This is a genomic window from Pseudothauera lacus, assembly GCF_003034845.1.
In the GTDB taxonomy this organism is placed as follows: domain Bacteria; phylum Pseudomonadota; class Gammaproteobacteria; order Burkholderiales; family Rhodocyclaceae; genus Pseudothauera; species Pseudothauera lacus.
Genome location: NZ_PZKC01000014.1, coordinates 93,092 through 114,114, shown reverse-complemented (window position 1 = coordinate 114,114; position 21,023 = coordinate 93,092). Strand labels below are relative to the sequence as shown.

At 68.7% G+C, this 21,023-nt stretch carries 16 protein-coding genes; 7 read left to right on the top strand and 9 right to left on the bottom strand.

Going from position 1 to position 21,023, the window contains the following annotated elements; translation table 11 throughout:
* The 6 genes from C8261_RS15230 to C8261_RS15205 form a co-directional block, all read right to left on the bottom strand.
* The coding region (locus tag C8261_RS15230) for a cache domain-containing protein (RefSeq protein ID WP_181358963.1) at positions 1–1,430 on the bottom strand (1,430 nt) is incomplete at its 3' end.
* A gap of 135 nt (positions 1,431–1,565) precedes the next feature.
* The gene (locus C8261_RS15225) at positions 1,566–4,334 is read right to left on the bottom strand and encodes a sensor domain-containing diguanylate cyclase (protein ID WP_107494580.1); all 2,769 of its coding nucleotides are present in this window, start codon (positions 4,332–4,334) and stop codon (positions 1,566–1,568) included.
* 105 nt (positions 4,335–4,439) lie between these two features.
* The gene (locus C8261_RS15220) at positions 4,440–5,183 is read right to left on the bottom strand and encodes an RES family NAD+ phosphorylase (protein WP_219905219.1); all 744 of its coding nucleotides are present in this window, start codon (positions 5,181–5,183) and stop codon (positions 4,440–4,442) included.
* Positions 5,180–5,557, bottom strand: a complete 378-nt coding sequence (locus C8261_RS15215) for an MbcA/ParS/Xre antitoxin family protein (protein ID WP_107494579.1) — start codon at positions 5,555–5,557, stop codon at positions 5,180–5,182. Before C8261_RS15215 ends, C8261_RS15220 begins: the two co-directional genes overlap by 4 nt.
* Positions 5,558–5,830: 273 nt before the next feature.
* On the bottom strand, positions 5,831–7,198 hold the full coding sequence (locus tag C8261_RS15210; protein WP_107494578.1) for a hypothetical protein: 1,368 nt from the start codon (positions 7,196–7,198) through the stop codon (positions 5,831–5,833).
* A gap of 266 nt (positions 7,199–7,464) precedes the next feature.
* Entirely contained in the window at positions 7,465–10,359 is a 2,895-nt protein-coding gene (locus C8261_RS15205; RefSeq protein ID WP_235864944.1) for a bifunctional diguanylate cyclase/phosphodiesterase, read from the bottom strand.
* 221 nt (positions 10,360–10,580) lie between these two features.
* Between C8261_RS15205 and C8261_RS15200 the strand changes: the two genes are divergently transcribed.
* Both C8261_RS15200 and gdhA read left to right on the top strand, forming a co-directional pair.
* Positions 10,581–11,759 carry a GGDEF domain-containing protein gene (locus tag C8261_RS15200; RefSeq protein WP_107494576.1) on the top strand — a complete coding sequence of 393 codons (1,179 nt, stop codon included), beginning with the start codon at positions 10,581–10,583 and terminating at the stop codon, positions 11,757–11,759.
* Between the two features lie 123 nt (positions 11,760–11,882).
* Complete coding sequence (gene gdhA, locus C8261_RS15195; protein ID WP_107494575.1) at positions 11,883–13,226, top strand: NADP-specific glutamate dehydrogenase; 1,344 nt, start codon at positions 11,883–11,885, stop codon at positions 13,224–13,226.
* Here the strand turns inward: gdhA and C8261_RS15190 are convergent.
* Genes C8261_RS15190 through pxpB form a run of 3 tightly spaced genes read right to left on the bottom strand, consistent with a single transcriptional unit; the run spans position 13,219 to position 15,781 of the window.
* Positions 13,219–13,989: a 5-oxoprolinase subunit PxpA gene (locus tag C8261_RS15190; RefSeq protein ID WP_107494574.1), complete on the bottom strand. Its 771-nt coding sequence runs from the start codon at positions 13,987–13,989 to the stop codon at positions 13,219–13,221. The genes gdhA and C8261_RS15190 overlap by 8 nt on opposite strands.
* Before the next feature lie 14 nt (positions 13,990–14,003).
* Complete coding sequence (locus C8261_RS15185) at positions 14,004–15,041, bottom strand: 5-oxoprolinase subunit C family protein (RefSeq protein WP_107494573.1); 1,038 nt, start codon at positions 15,039–15,041, stop codon at positions 14,004–14,006.
* On the bottom strand, positions 15,038–15,781 hold the full coding sequence (gene pxpB, locus C8261_RS15180) for a 5-oxoprolinase subunit PxpB (protein ID WP_107494572.1): 744 nt from the start codon (positions 15,779–15,781) through the stop codon (positions 15,038–15,040). The genes C8261_RS15185 and pxpB overlap by 4 nt, the downstream gene beginning before the upstream one ends.
* A gap of 288 nt (positions 15,782–16,069) precedes the next feature.
* On the opposite strand from pxpB, the gene arsS reads away from it, so the two are divergent.
* Genes arsS through C8261_RS15155 form a run of 5 tightly spaced genes read left to right on the top strand, consistent with a single transcriptional unit; the run spans position 16,070 to position 21,020 of the window.
* Positions 16,070–17,074, top strand: a complete 1,005-nt coding sequence (gene arsS, locus C8261_RS15175) for an arsenosugar biosynthesis radical SAM (seleno)protein ArsS (protein WP_107494571.1) — start codon at positions 16,070–16,072, stop codon at positions 17,072–17,074.
* 15 nt (positions 17,075–17,089) lie between these two features.
* Positions 17,090–18,496, top strand: a complete 1,407-nt coding sequence (locus tag C8261_RS15170; RefSeq protein ID WP_219905218.1) for a sodium:solute symporter family transporter — start codon at positions 17,090–17,092, stop codon at positions 18,494–18,496.
* Positions 18,493–19,446, top strand: coding sequence for a metallophosphoesterase family protein (locus C8261_RS15165; protein WP_107494570.1), 954 nt, complete (start codon positions 18,493–18,495; stop codon positions 19,444–19,446). The genes C8261_RS15170 and C8261_RS15165 overlap by 4 nt, the downstream gene beginning before the upstream one ends.
* Complete coding sequence (locus C8261_RS15160) at positions 19,427–20,104, top strand: hypothetical protein (RefSeq protein WP_107494569.1); 678 nt, start codon at positions 19,427–19,429, stop codon at positions 20,102–20,104. Before C8261_RS15165 ends, C8261_RS15160 begins: the two co-directional genes overlap by 20 nt.
* Before the next feature lies 1 nt (position 20,105).
* Entirely contained in the window at positions 20,106–21,020 is a 915-nt protein-coding gene (locus C8261_RS15155; RefSeq protein ID WP_107494568.1) for an HD-GYP domain-containing protein, read from the top strand.
* Positions 21,021–21,023 lie beyond the last annotated feature (3 nt).

The window sequence follows — 21,023 nt, the reverse complement described above, 5'->3', positions numbered from 1 at the left end:
CGCACCAAATGGCCCGCATCTCGGCGTTGCGCCTCCTTGCAAGACGGCCAGTCTTGCTGCGTCGGCGCGCCTTGATCTGCGAGCCATTTGGTGCGAGCGCGACCGCCATGGCGAATGAGAACAGGCCCTTGGAAGCAGCTGTCATCGAGAATGGAGCTCACCACGGTCTCGTTGAGATTGCCGATCGAGCGCTCGAAGACGTCGGTGGTCTTCAGTCCGGTGTTGCCGATCTCCCACAGCAGCACCTTCGAGAATGAGCTGCTCACCCCCGCGCTGGCGCTGCTCTGGCGGACGTTGCCGTTCCACACCGCGCGGTTGAGTTCGCGCTGGATCTGCTCGGCCTGTCGTGGAATGCTGCGCAGCGCGGCGGAAAAAAGCGCCGGACTGCGCATCACCGTGCTCACCACATCGGCCGGCATGGCGGCGAGGCGGCCCGAGCCGTGGTCGTCGAAGGCATGTTCGAGGGGGATCATCGCGTGCCCGAGCCAGCCCGGGCCGGTATAGCCTTGGTAGCCCTGGGTGCGGCGGGTGGTGGCAAGGTACTCGCGTCCGGCAAAGCGCACGATGTCCCAGTCGCGTTCGAGCACGCGCTCCACCTGCGCACCGACCGGCAGGTGATGGGGATCGCTGCAGGCGATCACCGTACCGCCGGGGTCGAGCAGGGCCAGCACGGTCCAGTCGCGCGCCTGGGCGAGATTGGCGAAGATGCGCCGCGTCTCGTTGGCGAAGCTGAAGCACAGCGCCAGCACCGCCAGGGCCTCGCCGTCGGTATCGGTGACCCGGTAGGCGTAGATCAGTACCGGGCCCTGGGCGGGGAAAAGGTCGCTGGGGCGGAAGGTCTCGACGTAGCTCGCCGTCGTGTTCAGGGCTTCGTTCACCAGCGCATCGCTGCTGCGCCCCTGGGCGCCCTGCGCGTCCAGGCGCGCCAGCACCTGGCCGTCGCTGCCGAGCAGGACGATGTCGTGATAGACCGAGTACTTGCGCACGTACTCGCTGAAGCGTGCTTCGAGACGGGCGCGGTGATCGGCGCACAGCGCCGGGTCTTCGCCGCGCGCGAGCAGCCCGCCCATGCAGCGGGCGTAGTCGCGCAGGTCTTCGTCGAGAGCCAGGAAGCCAATGTCGGCAGTGCGCTCGAAGAGGTTGCGCACCATGATGTCCACCGCCACCTGGGCCTTCGACTTGAGCGCCTGCACAGCCTTGTTGCGGATCTCGATGCCGAGGTGGTTGAGCAGGTCTGCGGTGAGGGTGGCAAAGGCGGCGCGGGTGGCACTCATGTCGGTGCCGCTTCCCGACAATTGTCCCAACAATGTCAGGTTGTCCCACATGCCCTGCAGGTCCTGCAGGGTCTCGCGGTATTCATGGACTATGTCCACATGGCGGATTACCGGCGCGAGACTGTCGTCGAATGCCATGTTCTTGTAAACAGTCACTTTCTGTCTCCCCTTGGGGCATTCCTGAGGGCGCCTGGCGGGTACGAAGAAAGTCGGTCCGGGCCGCGGCGCGCAGCGTGCAGGCGCCGTCAGACGCCACAAGAGGGAAAATGAAGCAAGAACCGTACGGGGCGTTCAGCCGACGCAGTCCACCTCGACGCGATCGCGTCCGCACGACTTGGCCCGATAGAGCGCGGCATCGGCGCGTGCCAGTGCCATCTCCGCGCGCGTGTCGCCGCCGCTCAGGGTGGCGACACCGACGCTGACGGTGATGGTCAGTGCGCCCTGCGGGCTGGGGAAGGGGGCTGCGGCGATCTCGGTGCGCAGCCGCTCGGCGAGCAGGGTGGCGCCGGCCGCATCAGTGCCCGGCAGAAGGGCGGCGAACTCCTCGCCGCCGAGGCGGCCAAGCAGGTCGGTGGCGCGCAGGCAGGCCTGCGCGCGTTCGGCAAACAGGCGCAGCGCAGCATCGCCGGCAGCGTGGCCATAGCTGTCGTTGATGCGCTTGAAGTGATCGAGGTCGATCATCAGTACCGCGCCCGCGCTGCCAAAGCGCTGCATGCGGGCCTGCTCCTGTTCCAGGCGGGTGAGGAAGGCGCGACGGTTGGGCAGGCCGGTGAGCAGGTCGGTGGAGGCCAGGCGCTGCAGTTCGCGTTCGCGCTGCTTGCGCTCGGTGATGTCGCGGTAGGTCCACAGGTGGCCGATGAGGCCGGCGGCGCTGCGCACCGGGGTGTAGTCGCGTTCGAGCACGCGGCCGTCGGCAAGGACGATCTCTTCACCGGCAAGCGGCTGGGCGGCACGGCGCAGGGCGGCGATGCGGTCGATGAAGGCGCGGCCGCCGGGCAGTGTCACGCTGGCGGCGGTCAGACAGTCGTCGCTGCGCTCGCCGGCCAGTTGTGCGGGTGTGGTAGCGGGGAGAAAGAGCGAGCAGAAGGTGGCGTTGGCGAGCACGATGCGGCCATCGCCGTCTTCGAGCAGCATGGCGCCGTGAACCTGGCCGATCACCGCCTCCAGTCGCGCGTGCCCGGCCTGCAGGGCGGCCTCGGCGGCCTTGCGGGCGCCGATGTCGGTGAGGGTGCCGACAACGCGCAGGGGCTGGCCGTCCGCCCACTCCACGACCTTGCCGCGGCCCTGCGTCCATTGCCAGCCGCCGTCGGCGCGAAGGTAGCGGAATTCGACGGCGAAGGAGGCTCCGCTGGCGAGTTGGGCCTGCACGGTGGCGATGGTGGCGGCAGCGTCGTCGGGGTGGAGCAGGGCGCGCCAGCGTTCGAAGTTGAGCGTGAAGGCGTCGGCGGCGTAGCCCAGCATGGTGAAGCAGCGCGCGTCCCAGTCGATGCGGTCGGCGGGCACGAGCCATTCCCACAGGCCGTCCTCGACGGCGGCGATGGTGCTGCGGTAGCGTTCCTCGCTGTGGCGCAGTTCGAGTTCGATGCACTTCAGCGCGGTGATGTCCTGCACCGTGCCGAGTGCGGATTGCGGGCGACCGTCCGCCCCGCGCACGAACTCGCCCAGTTCGCGCACCCAGCGCGTTTCGCCAGCGACGAGGATGCGGTGCTCTACGTCGTAGTCGCTGCCGTCGAGCGCGGCGCGCCAGGCAGCATCGACGCGTTCGCGGTCGTCCGGGTGCACGCGGGCGAGGAAGAGGGCGTAGTCCGGCGGGGTGGCGGGATCGATGGCGAAGATGCGGTAGATCTCCTCCGACCAGATCAGGCGGTCTTCGGCCGGCACGTAGTGCCAGCACCCCAGGCGGGCGACGCTCTGCGCGCGTTTGAGCATCTCCTCGCTGTCGCGCAGCGCCGCGGTGGTGGTGTCGATGCGTTGCTGCAGGCTGCGCCGGGTGCGCAGCAGCAGCCACAGCAGCAGCGCCTGGGTCAGCACGTAGGCCGCCAGCACGGTGAGTTGCAGATTGCGCTGCTGGCTGCGCCAGGTGGCAAGGGCGGCACTGGCGTCGCGCCACACCAGCACCGAGCCGACGGCTTCGTGGACGCCCGGGTCCCGTTTGCCGAGGTAGTCGCGCAGCGCAAAACGGGTCAGGTGCCAGTGGCGGCCTTCCCATTCGATGAGCTGCGAGAGCGTCTCATCGCCATGCAGCGGCAGCAGCACGCCGGCATCCATCCAGGCATTGACCTCGTCGCGTGAGCTGGCCTCCAGGTAGCAGCGGCAGCCCTTTTCGAAGCGCAGGCCGTTGCGGTTGCGATATTCGTCCCAGACCGCTTTGTCGACATGCTGCTCGCGCAGCAGCACCGCCACGCCGGCGCCGAGCTGTTCGTCGAGATGCTGCAACTGGGCATCGAAGGAGGTGCCGGCCTCCAGTGCGCCGACGTATTCGCGGCGGCCGTCGGCGGCGGTGTGCCAGACCGGCACCACGCCGCGCACGCCGGAGTAGATGCGCCCGGTTTCGAAGCCGCTGCGCGGCTGGTGGTCGCGGTTGACGTCCTCGATGATGTGGCGCAGCCCGTCCATGCGGTCGCCGAAGCGCTCGGGGGTATGCACGCGCAGGTAGGACAGTGCCCCGGGGCCGAACTGGAAATGCAGCTGGCGTACCCCGTAGCGCTGCTGCAGGGTGATCCATGCCGGGGCGACCTGCTGGTAGAGATCCTTGCGCAGCGCCCCCGCCTGCACACCGCCGGCACCGCCGCCTTCGGCCAGCACCGCGGTGCGCCCGCGGTGGAAGAGTTCGGGCACCTGCGGGTCGGCAGCCACCAGCGAGGCCAGGGTGAGCATCTGTTGCTCAAGACCCGACAGCCCGACTTCGAAGGCGGTGCGCAGGGTGTGCGCCTCGCGCTGCAGACCGTCCTCCAGCTTGTCGCGACCGTACTGCCAGGCGTAAGTGCCGATGGCGGTATGGATCAGGGCCAGTGCGAGGCAGGCGAGCGCTGCGACGGCGCGGAAGGACAGTCGGTGCATCGGGTGGATGCCGCAGGCAAAAGGCGATTATACCTTTCGCCTAATTCATCAGGAGCTTTAAGGTTGACGCAAAGTGCCGCGGCAGCCCAGGCAGGGCGCGCCGCCTCAGCGTGTCCATTGAAAGGCGCGCCCGGGGTCGTCGAGGCTGATCATCGTCACGCTGTTGGCGGAGGCCTTGCTCAGCCAGCGCTGGTAGCTCGCACGCAGGCTCTTGTCGCTGCCATACAGGGCGCCGGGATTGAACACCGCGGCGCAGGCGGTGCCCGGGCAGCGTGCGGATTCGTAGCGGATCCAGTCGATCGCGGGGTAATGGGTGCGCACCGCTTCGGCGAGCGCGTGGGTGTGGGTGTAGTCCGAGGGGTGGCGCCAGTGTGCTGCCAGGGTGTTCCAGGGCGGGCTCATCAGGTCGATGGCGCGGCCATGGACGCGGGCGTGGAAGAAGGTGTGTTCGGCGCTCACCGTGCGTGCGCCGACGGCGTTGAGGCCGCTCGAATCGGCGACGAAGCGCATCCGCCAGTAGGCCACCTCGGCACATGCCGCGGCCAGCGTGGCGGCGCCGTACCACAGGCCGCCCAGCGCGGAGGCCGCACGGCGAAAGCGCGAGTCGTGAGCCGGCGCGTAGCGGAAGGGGGTGGCGAGGAGGTAGGGCTTGCCGGCACCATCCGCCGGCAGCGGCGGTTTGCTGTCTTCCAGCAAGGCCTCGAGGAGGGCCTGCTCGGCGGCGTCATCGACCAGCGCCAGCGAGGCAGCGAGGTACTGGGTTTCGACGCCGCGCCAGGCCCGCGGCATGCTCAGGACGCCCCCTTCGTCTTCCAGCCAGGCCTGCCAGGGCACCGCCGCGCTGCTCATGCGGGCGCGCGCATGCCGTCGAGGTAGCTGAGCGTGCGGGCGAGTCCTTCGACCCGTTTGACGAGCTCTGCGGGTACGCCGTTGAGGGCGTGGTTGTGGCTGTGCATCCACAGCTTGCGCTGCGCGTCGTCGCCGCCGACGAGGGGGTCGAGGGCGCGGAAGACGCGGATCAGCAGGAGGGCGAATTCGCCCTCGCGGCTGTCCGTGTCGATCAGGCGCCCGCCACGCTTCAGGCGGGTGACGCCCGATTCGCTGATCCCCAGCACGGTGGCAAGGTCGGCGGCCTTGAGGCCGAGCAGGTCGGCCGCGCGCACGGTGGCGCGGCTGAGCACGATGGCGGCATCGGGCTGCTGGCGGGTCTGGGCGGTCGGCATGGCGGGACTCCGTGCTGGGCGTTCAGGCTTATCCTAGATCAGCGTCGGCGTTTGGTCCATCAAATGACCGAAAAACACGTCAGAATTTCATCTGACCTGGTGTGCCTGCCGTCCCGTCGCCTGCCACCCGCGCGGCTAGGGAAACGCAGATTAAATCCGTTCGCCCTGAGCCCTTCGGCTACGCTCAGGAGAGCCTTGTCGAAGGGCATTCCTTGGAAAGTCAAGGGCTTCGACAGGCTCAGCCCGAACGGTGGGGAATAAATCAGTGCTTCCCTAGGAGTCGAAGGTCGCCCCGTAGGCCTTGATGCCGTTTTCACGCAGGGCGTGCATGACGTCGATGGTGAACTTCTGGTTGGACATCACGAATACCGCCTGTGGGCGGTAGTGGGCGCAGGCCTGGAGGATGAGGGCGGTGTAGTGGCGGTCGCCGATCGCGCGCAGGTCGGGGTCGTTGGTGTTGAGCATGTGGATGTTGATGTCGCGCCCGGCGATCTTGTCGAGCAGCTTGCCGAGCAGTTCCTCGGTGAATTCCTCGGCCTGGTTGCGGCCCAGCCACAGTACGTTGATGCGCTTGTCGGTATTGAGCACCAGGCAGGGAATCACCGGGGCGATGCCGCCACCGGTGACGACGATGAGCACGTCGTCGTACACCCCGAGGTGGTACATGAAGCCCTTGAAGCGGTCGGCGCGGGTGGTGCATTCGGCGAGCATGAAATCGCCCGCACGGGCGGCGTTGACCACCTCCGTGGTGCGGTCGCCGGCGGGGGTGATGTAGAGGACGCGGTTTGCCGTGTCGTCGAAGTCGATCATCGAATCGCCAAAGGGGTGGAAGTGGCGGTTGGCGAGCGTGCAGCGGGTGTAGGTGCCGAAGCTCGGCGCGCCGGGCAGGCGCATGCCGATGACGTGGGGGCCGACATGGACGAGCGCCGGATGGGCCTCGCGCACGCCGATCCACGGGGCGATCAGCATCATCACGATGGCGGCGACGAGGTAGGGCTGAGGGCGGTCGATGAGGGCGGCCGGCGAGCCTGCCGACTGTGTGCTGTCGACCAGCAGGTAGGCGATCAGCAGGATCACCGCGAGATAGCCGACGTAGCGGTGGATGTTCTCGAAATGGTTGTGGTGGCGGCGCCGGAACGGTGTACTGGCCGAGGCGATGATGACGACGAGGGCGAGGAGCAGGCCGAGCAGCAGGGCTTCGTCGCCATAGGGGGGGGCGTAATGGCGCTCGGCGGCGTGGACGCCCAGCCACAGCAGCGTGGATAGCGCCATGAAACGGTGGAGGAAGCCGATGCGTTCGCTGACGTAATGCACGCCGTGCAGTCGTCCGAGACGGCCGAGCGAGTGGTAGAGGAGGTGGTTGACGGTGTAGCTGCGCGCGGCGATGGTCAGTGCCAGGGCGCAGAGGGCGAGCACCGCGGCGGCGTCGGCCTTGTCCTCGCGCTCGGTGAACCAGGTGCCGGCAAGCAGGTTGAGCAGCAGCGCGGTGGCGAGCCAGAAGAGGAAGGCAGGGAGGGCATTGTGCATCTGCCGGGTAAGGCGGTTATGGACCCGGCGGGGGTATTCGGTGGGCTGGCGGCGGAATTCCGCGATGGTGTTCTCGAAGCGCTGGTACTGGTCGATGCTGTCCTGGCTTTTCATGACGGGCGGGGCCTGCAGTGATGGTCGAGAGGGATGGCGGTGCTGACCTCTCTGCGCTGGGGGGCGGCTTGTCGCTGCGTCGGCATGATGCTGCCGTGCAATCTTTATGCATATGCCGCAAGTATACTTGCAGGGCTTTCCCGGGTCCATCGGAAACGCTTGCCGCGGCCCTTTCGGCGGTGCCAGTGCCGCGACGGCAGGGCGCATGCAAAGGGCGCGCCGCGAACGCCGCGGTGCCCCCCCTTGCAGGCTGGCGTATGGCGTGTTCAGGTTGGCGTTGGCGTGCCCAGTGGGGCGAGCCTGTCGGCCGGCAGCGGGCGGGCGAAGAGGTAGCCCTGGAAGCTCTGGCAGCCCTCGCGGACGAGGAAATCGCGCTGGGCAGCGGTTTCCACCCCTTCGGCGATCACCTGCAGGCCGAGGTTGGCCGCAAGGTTGATGATTGCCCGCGCAATGGCGGCATCGTTGGGGTCGCTGTGGAGGTCGCGGACAAAGTCGCGGTCGATCTTCAGCTCGTCGAGCGGCAGCTGCTTGAGGTAGGCCAGCGAGGAATAGCCGGTGCCGAAGTCGTCGAGGGCAAAGCCCACACCGTGCCATTTCAGCGTGCGCATGTGCGCGATGGTGCTGTCGATGTCCTCCAGCAGCAGGCTTTCGGTCAGTTCCAGCTTCAGGCCGTGCGCATCGGCGCCGCTGTGGGCGAGGGCGGCGAGCACCTGGTCGACGAATTCGGGCTGGCGGAACTGGCGGGCGCTGACATTGACCGCCAGCTTCCAGTGCGCCTGTGCGGGCGCCTGCTGCCAGCGCCGCAGTTGCGCGCAGGCTGCTTCGAGCACCCAGTTGCCGAGCGGAACGATGAGCCCGGTTTCCTCGGCGGTGGCGATGAACTCCCCGGGCAGGATCTCGCCGCGTTCGGGGTGCTGCCAGCGCAGCAGGGCCTCGGCGCCCAGTGCATTGCCGGCAGCATCGAACTGGAGCTGGTAGTGGAGGACGAACTGCTGTGCGGCGAGGGCCTCGCGCAGGTCGGCCTCCAGCGTTGCGCGCGCGTTGAGGCGGGCCTGCATGAGCGGATCGTAGAAGCTCAGACTGTTGCGTCCCGCCGCCTTGGCCTGGTACATGGCCAGATCGGCCTGCTTGAGGAGGTCGTCGACCTGCACGTCGCGCCCGGCGAACAGCGTGATGCCGATGCTCGGCGTGCTGACGTAGGGCTTGTCGCGCAGCACATAGGGCTGGCGCAGCGCGGCGAGGATCTTCTCTCCCGCGGTGCGCGCATTGGCGGCGGCACGGGTCTCGTTGAAACCCAGGCTGCCCAGCATGCAGACGAACTCGTCGCCGCCGAAGCGCGCCACGGTGTCGTCGTCGCGCACGCACTCGCGCAGCCGTGCGGCGACCTGCACGAGGAGGCGGTCGCCGGCATCGTGGCCGAGGGTGTCGTTGAGGGTCTTGAAGTTGTCCAGATCGACGAACAGCAGGGCGCCGTACTGGCCGTGGCGCACGCTGGCGGCAAGGTGCTGCTGGAGGCGGTCGATGAGCAGGCGGCGGTTGGCGAGGCCGGTCAGCGAGTCGTAGAAGGCGAGCTGGCGGATCTCGTCCTCGAGTGCCTTGCGCTGCGAGATGTCGGTGGAAATGCCGCACAGCGCGTAGATGCTGCCGTCGCTGCGGCGCAGCGGGATCTTCACCGAGAAGTAGGTGCGCGGCAGGGCATCGCCGTGTCCGCAGACGCTCTCCTCGGTGGCGATGCGTTCGCCGTGCTCGATGACGCGGCGGTCGTTGGCGAGCAGGTGCAGGGCGGTCTCGCGGTCGAAGAACTCATCGTCGGTATGTCCGACGACGTTGCCTGCTTCGCTGCCGAACAGTGCGCACATCGGCCGGTTGACGTACAGGTAGCGGTAGGTGGTGTCCTTGATGTAGATGTGCGCCTCGACGCTGTCGAGGATGGTGCTGAGCTTCTCCTCGCTTTCGTGCAGGGCCTCGGCCTGTTGCTGCAGTGCCTGACGCTGGGCGAGGTTCTCCTCGTGATAGGCGCGGAACAGGCGTCCCGACCAGCGCGAGAAAGCCAGCGAGGCCAGTACCGCGACCAGCAGGGCGAGGCCGACGGCGACCAGCACCTGGCTGCTGCGGCTGCGGTTGTCGGCCCTGGCGCGCTCGCGTTCGTCGGCGAGAGCGCCGCTCAGTTCCCCTTCGTGCAGGGTGGCGGCAAGCGTCCAGCCCCACGGCTCGATGCGCTGCACCAGCGCGCGTTTGTTGACCATGGTGCCGTCGTGCGCGTTGTGCCAGCGGTAGCTGAGCGCGCCGCCGCCGGCCTCGGCGCGCAGCAGCAGGCGGTGCAGGGCCTGGGCGGCACTGGCGGGCATCTGCTGCAGATGAAGTCCTTCGAGCGCAGGGAAGTCCTGCGACAGCAGCAGGCGGCCATCGCGGTCGAGCACGCCGATATAGCCGCTGCGTCCGAAGCGCAGTGAGCGCAGGCGGGAGAGCGCCTCCTGCTGCTGGCGGCTGTCCCATTCGTAGGTGTAGTCGCCGGTGCCGATCAGCCAGTCGTAGGGTTCGAAGTGGCGTACGTAGGCAAGCTTGTCGGCCATCCGCGCGGGGTCGTCGGGGCGATACCAGCGGTAACGGGAAAAACCCTCGCCGCGGGGCTGGCGTGCGGCTTCGATGAGACCGCGCATGATGTAGTGCCCGGTGTCGTCCTGATTGTCGGGCAGCAACTGGCCCTCGAACTGCGGGGCGGTGGGGAGGAGGATGAAGCGCCCGTCCATGCCGTCGATGAAGTAGTAGCCGCGGCCGTCGAAGAAGCGCGCCGGGCGCAGGGCTTCGACGATGAGCTGGCGGATCTCGGCGTCGGGGCGGCGTCCGTGCTCCTTGAGGTAGATGCCTTCGGCAACGGCATGGGCGATGTCGACCTGCTCGACCAGGCTGTCGCGCAGCAGGCGCTCGGCGCGCGAGCGGGTGAACTCCACATGGCTCAGCGCCGAATCGAGTTCGGCCTGCAGGCGTTCGTCCTGCTGGCGCAGCACCGTCTCCTCGATGCGATCGAACGAGGCCTGGCGCTCATGCGCGCTCTGCCAGGCGAAGAAGCCGCCCAGCATCGTGGTCAACAGCGCGACCACCGTCAGCGTGCCGAGCAGGTGCAGGCGCGGAACGGTGCGTGACTTGTCGATCAGGCTCAAGGGAAATCCTGTGCAAAGGCCCGCCAGGCCGGCAGTTTTGGGGGCGACAGCAGCAAGCATACGACATGCGCCCCACGGTGCCGCCGGGGTTCACTTCATTTATAAGCAAAAAGACATACTTTGTCGCCGTCCATCGCTGTCTTTGCGCGGAGTGTGTCACAGTGCCGCATCGCTGTCGCGGGGGTGCGCTAAACTGCCCCTCCTGCCCGCAGAAACTGCCGATGAAGACCCTCTGGAACACCATCTCCCGCCACATTGTCGCGCCGACTCAGATCAGCGCCGGGCAGGTGCTGGGGTTGCTCACGCCCTTCTCACGTTCGGTGCATGTGCGCCGCCATGCCGCGGCGGTGATCATCGCCCGCGTGCAGCTGATTGCGATGCTGTTCGCGGTGCTGGTGCCGTTGTGGGCGGTGATCGATGTACTGGTCTTCGAACCCGCAGTGGCCTGGCCGCTGGTGGCGCTGCGGCTGGGGTCGGCGGCAGTGTTCGTCGGTCTGGCGTGGCCGCGCGAGCTGTCGTCGCGGCGCCCCTACGCGCAGGCGATGGTGATGCTGGTGGTGATGCTGATGGTGCCGCCGGTGTTCTACCTCGCTTCGATGCAGATCATCGAGCACAGCGCATTCTCCGATACCCAGCGTCTGGTGGCGCAACTGTACGCCTTCATGCCCACCATCGTCCTTGGCGGCCTGGCGGTGTTTCCGCTCACCGCGCTGGAGATCCTGCTGCTGGCGCTGCCGGTCACCGGTGTCGCGGTGCTGGGCATGACCGCCGACGGCGAGGCCCTCAATCTCGCCAGCCATGGCGCCACGCTATGGTTCATGGCGATGATGATGGGGGTGGCGATGTTCTCCGGCATGAGCCAGTCGCACTACATGGAGAGCCTGGTGCTGAAGGCGCTGACCGATCCCTTGACCGGTGCCTACACCCGCCGCTCCGGCAGCGAGGCGCTGGAGTTGATGTTCCGCCTCGCTGCGATGGCCGACAAGCCGCTCACCGTGCTGTTCTTCGACCTCGACCATTTCAAGGCCATCAACGATGGCTACGGCCACGATGCCGGCGATCAGGCGCTGTGCACCTTCGTCGAGCGCCTGCGCCAGAGTCTGCGGCGCAGTGACGTGCTGGTGCGCTGGGGCGGTGAGGAGTTCGTCGCCGTACTCCCGGACATGCCGGCGCGGGAACTGGCCGCCTTCCTGCGCCGCCTGCGTGCCGCCGGCTTCGGCGAACGCCCGCAGGGCGGTGCGCTGACCGCCTCCATCGGCGCTGCCGAGCGCCAGGCCGATGGCGCGCTGAGCTGGAATGCGCTGGTCGAGCTCGCCGATCAGCGCATGTACGGCGCCAAACATGGCGGGCGTGATCGCGCCGTGCTGCCGGGTGACGAGGTGCTCAGCTTCACTGCCTGAGGTGCGCGCAGCATCGATTTGGTGCGTGAATCACTGAATTGGTGCGTTTTTTCTCGTTTTCCGCCAGAATTCACCCTTTTGGTGCAACTTTTTTGCCAAGAGGCGAGGAAAGGAAGCGAGACGATGAAATATCAGAACCTGGAAGAGTTTCTGGCCGCCGTTGGCGAGCGCAATCCCGGACAACCGGAGTTCCTGCAGGCGGTGGTCGAGGTCATGGAAAGCATCTGGCCTTACATCTCGCAGCATCCGCGCTATGCCGAACATGGCCTGCTCGACCGCCTGGTGGAGCCCGAGCGCGCCATCCTGTTCCGCGTCTCGTGGGTGGACGACAAGGGTGAGGTGAAGGTCAACCGCGGCTACCGCATCCAGCACAGCTCGGCGATCGGCCCCTACAAGGGCGGTCTGCGCTTCCACCCCTCGGTGAATCTGTCGATCCTGAAGTTCCTCGCCTTCGAACAGACCTTCAAGAACGCGCTGACCACGCTGCCGATGGGCGGTGGCAAGGGCGGTTCCGACTTCGATCCGAAGGGCAAGAGCCCCGGCGAAGTGATGCGCTTCTGCCAGGCCTTCGTCACCGAGCTGTATCGCCATGTCGGTTCCGACACCGACGTGCCGGCCGGCGACATCGGCGTCGGCGGGCGTGAAGTCGGCTTCATGGCCGGCATGATGAAGAAGCTCTCCAACCGTGCCGACTGCGTGTTCACCGGCAAGGGCCTGTCCTTCGGCGGCTCGCTGATCCGTCCCGAAGCCACCGGCTACGGCACGGTGTACTTCGCCGAAGAGATGCTGCGCCACGCCGGCCGCAGCATGGAGGGCCTGCGCGTGTCGGTGTCCGGTTCCGGCAACGTCGCCCAGTACGCAGTGGAGAAGGCGATGGCCTTCGGTGCCAAGGTCATCACGGTGTCCGACTCCAGCGGCACGGTGATCGACGAGGACGGTTTCACGCCCGAGAAGCTCGCCGAACTGATGGAAGTGAAGAACCATCTCTACGGCCGCGCCAGCGACTACGCCGAGCGCGTCGGCGCCAGGTTCGAGCCGGGTGTGCGCCCCTGGCATGTGCCGGTCGATATCGCCCTGCCGTGCGCCACGCAGAACGAACTGGACGCCAACGACGCCGCCACCCTGGTGAAGAACGGCGTGATCTGCGTCGCCGAAGGCGCCAACATGCCGTCGACCGCCGAGGCCGTGAAGGTGTTCGAGCACAACGGCGTGCTCTACGCTCCGGGCAAGGCCTCCAACGCCGGCGGCGTGGCCACCTCCGGCCTGGAAATGAGCCAGAACGCGATGCGTATCTCGTGGACCCGCGAAGAGGTTGACGGCCGCCTGCAGGAGATCATGCGCGGCATCCACAACGCCTGCCTGCAGTACGGCAAGCGCGCCGATGGTTCGGTGAGCTATGTGGACGGCGCCAACGTCGCCGGCTTCGTCAAGGTCGCCGACGCCATGCTGGCACAGGGCGTCATCTGAGCAGTTCGGGCAGGGTGGCGATCTGCCACCCTGTGTCTTCCAGCGCCGTGCGCAGCGCGCGCGCGGCGGCGACCGCGCCCGGCGTGTCGCCATGCACGCAGATGCTGTCCATGCGGCAGGGCAGGATCTTGCCGCGCGCGCTGCGCACGCCGCCGGCAGCGAGCATGCCGAGCACGTGTGCGGCGATGGCAGCGGGCTCGTGCAGTACCGCCCCGGCCTCGCTGCGCGGCAGCAGGCTGCCATCGTCGGCATAGGCACGATCGGCGAAGATCTCCAGCGCCACCCTCAGTCCCGCGTCTTCCCCGGCCCGAGCCAGCGCCGACAGCGCCGGTGCGAGGAGGATCAGTTCCGCATCCACGGCGCCCACCGCGCGCACGATTGCCGCCGCCAGCGCGGGGTCGGCGCAGGCCTGGTTGCTGAGCGCACCGTGCGGCTTGACGTGGCTCAGGCGCCCGCCTTCGGCGCCCGCCAGCGCCGCCAGGGCGCCAAGCTGATAGATCACCAGCGCTTCCACTTCGGCCGTGCTCATCTGCATCGGCCGCCGCCCGAAACCCTGCAGATCCGGCCAGCCGGGATGGGCGCCGAGGCTCGCGCCGGCATCCAGTGCCTGACGCACCGTGCGCCGCATTACCGTCGGATCGCCGGCATGAAAGCCGCAGGCGATGCTTGCCGACGCGACCACCTGCAGCAGCGCTGCGTCCTCGCCCATGCGCCAGGGGCCGAAGGATTCGCCCAGGTCGGCGTTGAGGTTGATGTGTTTCATCCTTTCTCCGTGCGTCACAGTGGGCGGTACTCGGGGGCCAGCGCATGGACCACGCCACCGATCAGGTTGGCATGGTACAGCGCCGCATGGTCGGCGCCAGCCTCCGCCAGCGGGCGGATCGAGGCCAGCAGGGAGCGCGTGGTGGCCTCCGCGGCACGCGCGGCGGCTTCTGCGGTGGGGACGTCGACGGCGGCAAAGCGCAGCGTCTCGCCCGGCCGGCATTGCGCCACGCGGGCGAGGTCGGCGCCGATGACGGTGGCGATCTTGGGGTAGCCGCCGGCGGTCTGCGCATCGGCCAGGAGGACGATGGGCAGGCCATTGCCGGGGACCTGGATGGAGCCCGGCACGGTGGCGTCGGAGACGATCTCGCGGGCGTCGCGGTGCGCCAGCGGCGGACCGTCGAGGCGGACGCCCATGCGGTCGGCCTGCGCGCTGACGCGGTAGGCGCTGTTCAGCAGGCAGGCCAGGGCGGCGTCGGTGAAGTGCGTCGCCTGCGGCCCGGGTACGACGCGGACGGCGTCGCCGGCAATCGCCGGCGGGTCGGGCAGCCAGCGTTCCGGGCCGTCCGCGGGGGTCGCGGGGAGACGGTCGCCGGCGGCCAGCGCACGGCCATCCACACCGCCCAGCGCGGCGCGCGCATAGGTTGCGCAACTGCCCATCACGGCTGGCAGGGCGAGGCCGTGAATGGCGATCATGGCAATGCGGCCGCTGCGCAGGGTGCGCACCCGCAGCACCTCGTCGGCATGCAGCGTCAGCGAGCGCCAGGGCGGGTGAGGGCGGCGCTGACCATGGGCGTCCTCGACCTCCAGCACGGCGTTGCCGGCCACTGCCAGACGCAGCGCACCGCCGCGCGCTGCAAGCTGCAGGCCGCCGTCGAAGGCCTCGATGGCGGGAGCGTTTTCGTCATTGCCGGCGAGCGCGTTGGCGATGCGCAGCAAGGCCGGGTCGAGGGCGCCGGCCCAGGGCACGCCGATGCGCCGCCAGCCGCGCCGGCCGCGATCCTGCACGCTGGCCCAGGCGCCGCTGGCGATGACCTCCACGTTCGCGCTCATGGGGTGGCTTCCGGCAGCCACTCTGCCGGCAGGTCATCACCGGCGCGCTGGGCCGCGTCGAGGCAGTCGTACTCGGTGGCGGAGACCGCCACGAAGCGCACGCGGTCGCCGGGTGCGAGCAAAGCCGGAGGGCTGCGCCGGGCGTCGAAGAGGCGCAGCGGGCAGCGCCCGAGCAGATGCCAGCCGCCCGGGCTCTCCCACGGGTAGATCGCCGTCAGCGCGGTGGCCATGGCCACGCTGCCGGCCGGTACCCGCAGCCGCGGCTCGCTGCGGCGGGGCAGGCGCAATGCTTCCGGCAGGTCGCCCATGAACGGAAAGCCGGGCATGAAGCCCATCATGTACACCCGGTACTCGCTGGCTTCGTGCAGCCCTATCAGGGTCTCCCGGTCCATGCCCAGCGCCGCGGCGCAGGCATCGAGGTCGGCGCCGTGGTCGCCGCCGTAGCACACCGGCAGACGCCAGCGCCGGCCACCGCCGGGCGCTTTGGCTGCCCCGGCGGCAAGCAGCGGGGCCAGTGCGGCCTGCAGGCTGGCGCGCCCGGTGAGCAGGGGATCGTAAAGCACGGTGAGGGAGCGGAAGGTAGGCACCGTCTCGATCACACCGGCCAGCTCGCCCGCGGCGCGGCGCTGCGCGATCGCCGCATCGAGCGCATTCACCTGCGCCAGCAGCAGCGGATCGATGGCGTCGCCGAATTCGATGGTGAAGGCGGCATCGCCGGCGTCGAGCAGTCGGACGGTCATGGGGTGGGCGGGGGTGGTTGGAAGTTGCACGTTATCGGCCTTGCGGCACCGCTTCAAGAGGCAGCGCGGCGGAGGCGGTCGTGCCCAATGCACCGCAGTGACGTGCACGGTGGCTGCATGCGGCCCGGAGAGCGTCATCGATCTTCATGTGCCTGCTGCAGGCGTGCCATGCGAGCGCTGAGGGCTCACGGCGGACCTCAGCGGCGCCGTCGGTGTGACTGCCACCGGGGTGGTGTAAGGTAAGCGGCACTGCGGCGACCAATCACCGTCGCCGTCCGGAGAATGCCCATGCACGCCACCCTGCCGCTGCTGCAGAAAACCGATTTCCCGCCGCTCGCCCGCGCTACCCTGCAGACCCTGCAGGTCAATCTCGGCTACCGCTGCAACCAGAGCTGCGTGCACTGCCATGTGAACGCCGGCCCCAAGCGTACCGAGGAGATGAGCGGCGAGACGGTGGATGCACTGCTTGCCTTCGTCGACGCCAGTCCCACGGTGAATACGCTGGACCTCACCGGCGGCGCGCCAGAACTGAACCCGCACTTCCGCCGCCTGGTAGTGGCCGCGCGCGCCCGCGGCCTGCATGTGATCGACCGCTGCAACCTCACCATCCTGTACGAACCGGGCCAGGAGGGGCTGGCCGAGTTCCTTGCCGACCACCGCGTCGAGGTGGTCGCCTCGCTGCCCTGCTACCTGGAAGACAACGTCGACCGCCAGCGTGGCAAGGGCGTATTCGCCACCAGCATCCGCGCGCTGCGCCGGCTCAACGAACTGGGCTACGGCCAGGCCGGCGGCGAACGCGTGCTGTCGCTGGTGTACAACCCGCAGGGCCCCAGCCTGCCGCCACCCCAGGCGGCGCTGGAGGCGGCCTACCGCGAACACCTCGGCAAGGAATTCGGCATCGTGTTCACCCGCCTGTTCACCCTCGCCAACATGCCCATCCAGCGCTTCGGCTCGATGCTGGTCAGCAAGGGCGAATTCACGCGCTACATGGACCTGCTGCGCGCTGCCCACCGTGATGAGAACCTCGCCGGGGTGATGTGCCGCAGCCTGGTCAGCGTGGACTGGCAGGGCGATCTGTACGACTGCGACTTCAACCAGCAACTCGGCCTGCCGCTGACCGCGCCGGACGGCCGCCCGCGCCTGCACATCACCCAGGCCACCGCGGCGGCCCTGGCCGGCCTGCCGGTCCGCGTCGCGGCGCACTGCTGGGGCTGTACCGCCGGGCAGGGGTCGAGCTGTGGCGGCGCGCTGGACGACAGTCCGGCGGCCGCCACGGCCTGTGGCACGCGCTGAGCGCGGGAGGCGGCCATGATGCCGATGAGCGACATGCAGGGTGTGTTCTTCTGGGCTTTCCTGGTGGTGTTCGGGGTGGTGATGTACTGGGTGTCGCCGCGCGCACGCGACGAGGGCGGCTTCTTTCGCGGGCACGACGAGGCGGGGCGCCCGGCCTCGGAATGGGCGCTGATGATGAGCGTGTTCATCAGCTGGATATTCGCCAAGTCGGTGACCAATGCCGCCAACCTGGGTGCGGCCTACGGCATCGTCGGCGGCCTGGCCTATGCCGCCTACTGGCTGTCGATCCCGCTGGCCGGCTGGGTGATCTATCGCCTGCGCACGCAGGAAGGTGCTGCCGGTCTGGTGTCCTTCCTGGTCGGCAAGTACGGCCGCGGCGCGGCGCTGGCCTTCTCGCTGGCCATCCTGGTGCGTCTGTTCAACGAGGTGTGGAGCAACACCGCGGTAGTCGGCGGCTACTACGGCGAGGGTGGTTCCAGCGCGTTCATCGCCGCCGCCTTGCTGTTCACTGCCGCGGTGCTGTTCTACAGTCTCAAGGGCGGGCTGCGCAGCTCGATCTTTACCGATGTGATCCAGGCGGTGGTGTTCGTGCTCTTCCTCGGCCTCACGCTGCTCTGGGTGGTGCCCACACATGGTCCGGCACGTCTGCTCAGCGAAGGCAGCTTCGCCCTGGGGGCGGGGGTGGACCTGCTGCTGGTGGCCTTGCTGCAGGTGCTGTCCTATCCCTTCCACGATCCGGTGCTTACCGACCGCGGCTTCGTTACCCGCGAGAAGACCATGCTGCGCGCCTTCATTGTCGCCGGCGTGCTGGGCTTTTTCGCCATCCTGGCGTTCAGCCTGGTAGGGGTGCATGCGCGTCTGGAAGGCCTGCCGCCCTCCGGCAATGTGCCCGCTGATGTTGCGCGCATGCTCGGTGTCGCCGGCTTCTTTGCGATGGCTGTGGTGATGATCTCCTCGGCGGCGTCCACGCTGGATTCCACCTTCAGCGCGCTGTCGAAGTCGGTGGCCCACGACCTGCCGCAGCTCGCCGGACGGGACGGCCTGCGCCGCCCGGTGCTGGTCGGCGCGGTGGCGATGGGGCTGTTTGCGGTGGTCGGCAACCTGCCGATGATTGCCGGCACCGACATCCTCAAGGCGACCACCATCAGCGGCACCATGGTGATCGGCCTGGCGCCGGTGTTCCTGCTGGCGCGCCGGGTGGCCTACTCGCCGCTGTCCTTCCATCTGAGCTTCTGGACCGGCATGAGCCTGGGCGTGCTGCTTGCCGCCGGGCAGATTCCGTCCGTCTGGGCGATCGGCGAGGGCAAGTACGCGTTGCTGTTGGGCACCAACCTGTACGGCCTGGTCTTGTGCTTTGCTGGCTTCATGGTGCCGCTGGCATTCGGCGGGCGGCGCTCCACCCAGGCCGGAGCGGGGGCATGAGCGTGCCGGGTCGCAGCTGTCCGCTGCGCTACCGCTACGGTGCGGCAGCCTTGGCCGCGGCCCCGGTGCGCGAGGCCGAGACGCTGTACGTGATCGGCGGGCTGTACGGCAATCTCGCAGCGCTGGATGCCATCGAGGTGCTGGCAGCCGCCGAGCCGGGGCCGGTGCGGCTGGTATTCAATGGCGATTTCAACTGGTTCAACGTCGATCCGGCGGGCTTCGAGGAGATCAACCGGCGGGTGCTGGCGCACGAGGCCATCCTTGGCAACGTGGAGGCGGAGCTTGGCGCCGACGGACTTGAGGCCGGTTGCGGCTGCGCCTATCCGGCCGACGTGCCGGAGGCGGTGGTGCAGCGCTCCAACCGCATCCACGCGCGCCTGCGGGCCACTGCGGCGGCTTTTCCCGAAGTCCTCGCGCGGCTTGCCGAGCTGCCGATGTTCGCCCGCTACCGGGTGGGCGGGCTTGCCGTGGGGGTGGTGCATGGCGACGCCGAATCGCTGGCGGGCTGGCGCTTCGGCGTCGAAGGTGCGGACGCTCCGGCCGGGCGGCAGTGGATCGAGGACGCCTTCGTTGCGGCCGGGGTGGCGGTGTTTGCCTCCACCCATACCTGCCTGCCCCTGCTGCGTCGATACGCGGGTGGTGTCCTGATCAACAACGGTGCCGCCGGCATGCCCAACTTTGCCGGGCAGCGGGCCGGGACGATCACCCGCATCGCGCTGCGGCCGCCGTGCGTTGCGCCGCTCTACGGCACGGTGTGGCAGGGCGTGCACATTGATGCGTTGGCGGTCCATTACGACGATGAGCGCTGGCGTGCCGCCTTCCTGACGAACTGGCCCGCGGGCTCGGACGCCTGGCTGTCCTACTACGCGCGTATCGCGGACGGGCCGGAGCATGAGCAGGGGGCGGCGGCTGTGCGCAGCGGGGGCGGCGATGAACGGCCGGTGCGCTGACGACGGTCTCGATGCGGAGCGCACGTGCGAGCCGGCGCCCCGCCTCTCGGTGCTGCTGCCGGTCGCGCAGGATGCAGCGCGCGCATATGCGCAACTGCGCCTGATGGCGCCGCTGCGCAGTTGCGGCGTGGAGTTGATCGCAAGCAGGGGGGCGGCCGCTGCGAATGCGGCAGGGATGCTGCGCCACATGGCCTCGCGCCTGCTCATCGTGCCCGCAGCGCTGCCCGCGCAATACAACGCCGCGGCGGCCTTCGCGCGTGCCGATGTGCTGCTTCTGCTGCCCGAGGGCGTGCTGCTGCCGTCTTTCGCCGATCAGTTGGTGGAGGACGCGCTGGAACTGAACGGCGGCGACTGGGGCTGGTTCGACGTGCGCTGCACGCGGGGAATGCGCGGGTGGTTCGCCACTGCCTGGATCAGGCTGCGGGCAAGCCGGCGCGCGGGTCTGCATCGCACCCACCCGCTGTTCGTGCGCCGCAGCGCCTTCATGGCGGTGGGTGGGGTGCCGCCCGACGCAACCTGCGTGCCGGCCGCCCTGGCGCGGCGGCTGATGGCGTCTGCACACAGTCCGGTACGCATCCGCACGCCCGCGCTCGCGGGCTATAGCTGCTTGGTCGCACCCGCCACGGACAAGAGAACGGACAAGGGAAGGGAGAACTGAGATGGGACTGTGGAATCGGCTTGTCGGTCGTACCGGCCGCTCGCACGCTGAAGGCGCCGACAAGCTGCTGGCCAGCCTGCTGGTGATGGCATGGGTGGTGGAGGCGCGCGATCCTTACACCGGCGGCCATCTGTGGCGTGTGTCCCGCTACGCCGCGATGCTGGGCGAAGCGGCGGGCCTGAGCGGCGCGGCGCTGGCGCGGGTGGAGATCGGCGGCTTCCTGCACGACCTGGGTAAGATCGGCATCCCCGACGCGATCCTGCGCAAGCCCGGCAGGCTCACCGACGAAGAGTTCGAGGTCATCCGCACCCACCCGGAAGTCGGCGCCCGTCTGCTGTCCGCTCATCCTCTGGCCGCGCTGGTGCGCCCGGCAGTGCTGCATCACCACGAAACCCCGGACGGCGGAGGGTATCCGCATGGACTCGCCGCTGGGGCCATCCCTGTCGACGCCCGTATCGTAGGCGTCTGCGATGCCTTCGATGCCATGACCAGCACCCGTCCCTACCGTGCGGGCATGCGCATCGAGCGCGCGCTTGAGATCATCGCCGGGAGCCTCGGCAAGCAGTTCGACATGGACCTCGGTTTGAGCTTCATGGAGTTGGGCCGCAGCGGTGCGCTGGCCCATGTCGCCGGGCACAGCGACGACGGCATTCCGCTGCAGAACTGCGTGATGTGCGGCCCTACGCTGGTGGTGCGGCGCGAGGCGCAGGCCGGCGAGCATGTCTACTGCCGTGCCTGCAGTGGCGAGTACCGCCTGGAGGCGGGCGACGCCGGCCTTCCGCAGGCGGTGCCGACCGGAGAGCGCGGCAGCGCGGCGGCACTCGAAGCGGTTGCCGACGAAGCGTTGATCGCGCGCGTCGTGCAGGGCGCGGCGGCGCGGGCGCCGCTTGGTGAGCTGCTTGCAATCGCGGGGTGATGC

Bases quoted from the DNA above. Each gene is read 5' to 3' on its own strand.
- C8261_RS15170 (WP_219905218.1), top strand. From the start codon at position 17,090: ATGATGCCGATGAGCGACATGCAGGGTGTGTTCTTCTGGGCTTTCCTG.
- C8261_RS15165 (WP_107494570.1), top strand. From the start codon at position 18,493: ATGAGCGTGCCGGGTCGCAGCTGTCCGCTGCGCTACCGCTACGGTGCG.
- C8261_RS15200 (WP_107494576.1), top strand. From the start codon at position 10,581: ATGAAGACCCTCTGGAACACCATCTCCCGCCACATTGTCGCGCCGACT.
- C8261_RS15160 (WP_107494569.1), top strand. From the start codon at position 19,427: ATGAACGGCCGGTGCGCTGACGACGGTCTCGATGCGGAGCGCACGTGC.
- C8261_RS15220 (WP_219905219.1), bottom strand. From the start codon at position 5,183: ATGAGCAGCGCGGCGGTGCCCTGGCAGGCCTGGCTGGAAGACGAAGGG.
- arsS (WP_107494571.1), top strand. From the start codon at position 16,070: ATGCACGCCACCCTGCCGCTGCTGCAGAAAACCGATTTCCCGCCGCTC.
- pxpB (WP_107494572.1), bottom strand. From the start codon at position 15,781: ATGACCGTCCGACTGCTCGACGCCGGCGATGCCGCCTTCACCATCGAA.
- C8261_RS15215 (WP_107494579.1), bottom strand. From the start codon at position 5,557: ATGCCGACCGCCCAGACCCGCCAGCAGCCCGATGCCGCCATCGTGCTC.
- C8261_RS15225 (WP_107494580.1), bottom strand. From the start codon at position 4,334: ATGCACCGACTGTCCTTCCGCGCCGTCGCAGCGCTCGCCTGCCTCGCA.
- C8261_RS15190 (WP_107494574.1), bottom strand. From the start codon at position 13,989: ATGAAACACATCAACCTCAACGCCGACCTGGGCGAATCCTTCGGCCCC.
- C8261_RS15185 (WP_107494573.1), bottom strand. From the start codon at position 15,041: ATGAGCGCGAACGTGGAGGTCATCGCCAGCGGCGCCTGGGCCAGCGTG.
- C8261_RS15155 (WP_107494568.1), top strand. From the start codon at position 20,106: ATGGGACTGTGGAATCGGCTTGTCGGTCGTACCGGCCGCTCGCACGCT.
- C8261_RS15210 (WP_107494578.1), bottom strand. From the start codon at position 7,198: ATGAAAAGCCAGGACAGCATCGACCAGTACCAGCGCTTCGAGAACACC.
- gdhA (WP_107494575.1), top strand. From the start codon at position 11,883: ATGAAATATCAGAACCTGGAAGAGTTTCTGGCCGCCGTTGGCGAGCGC.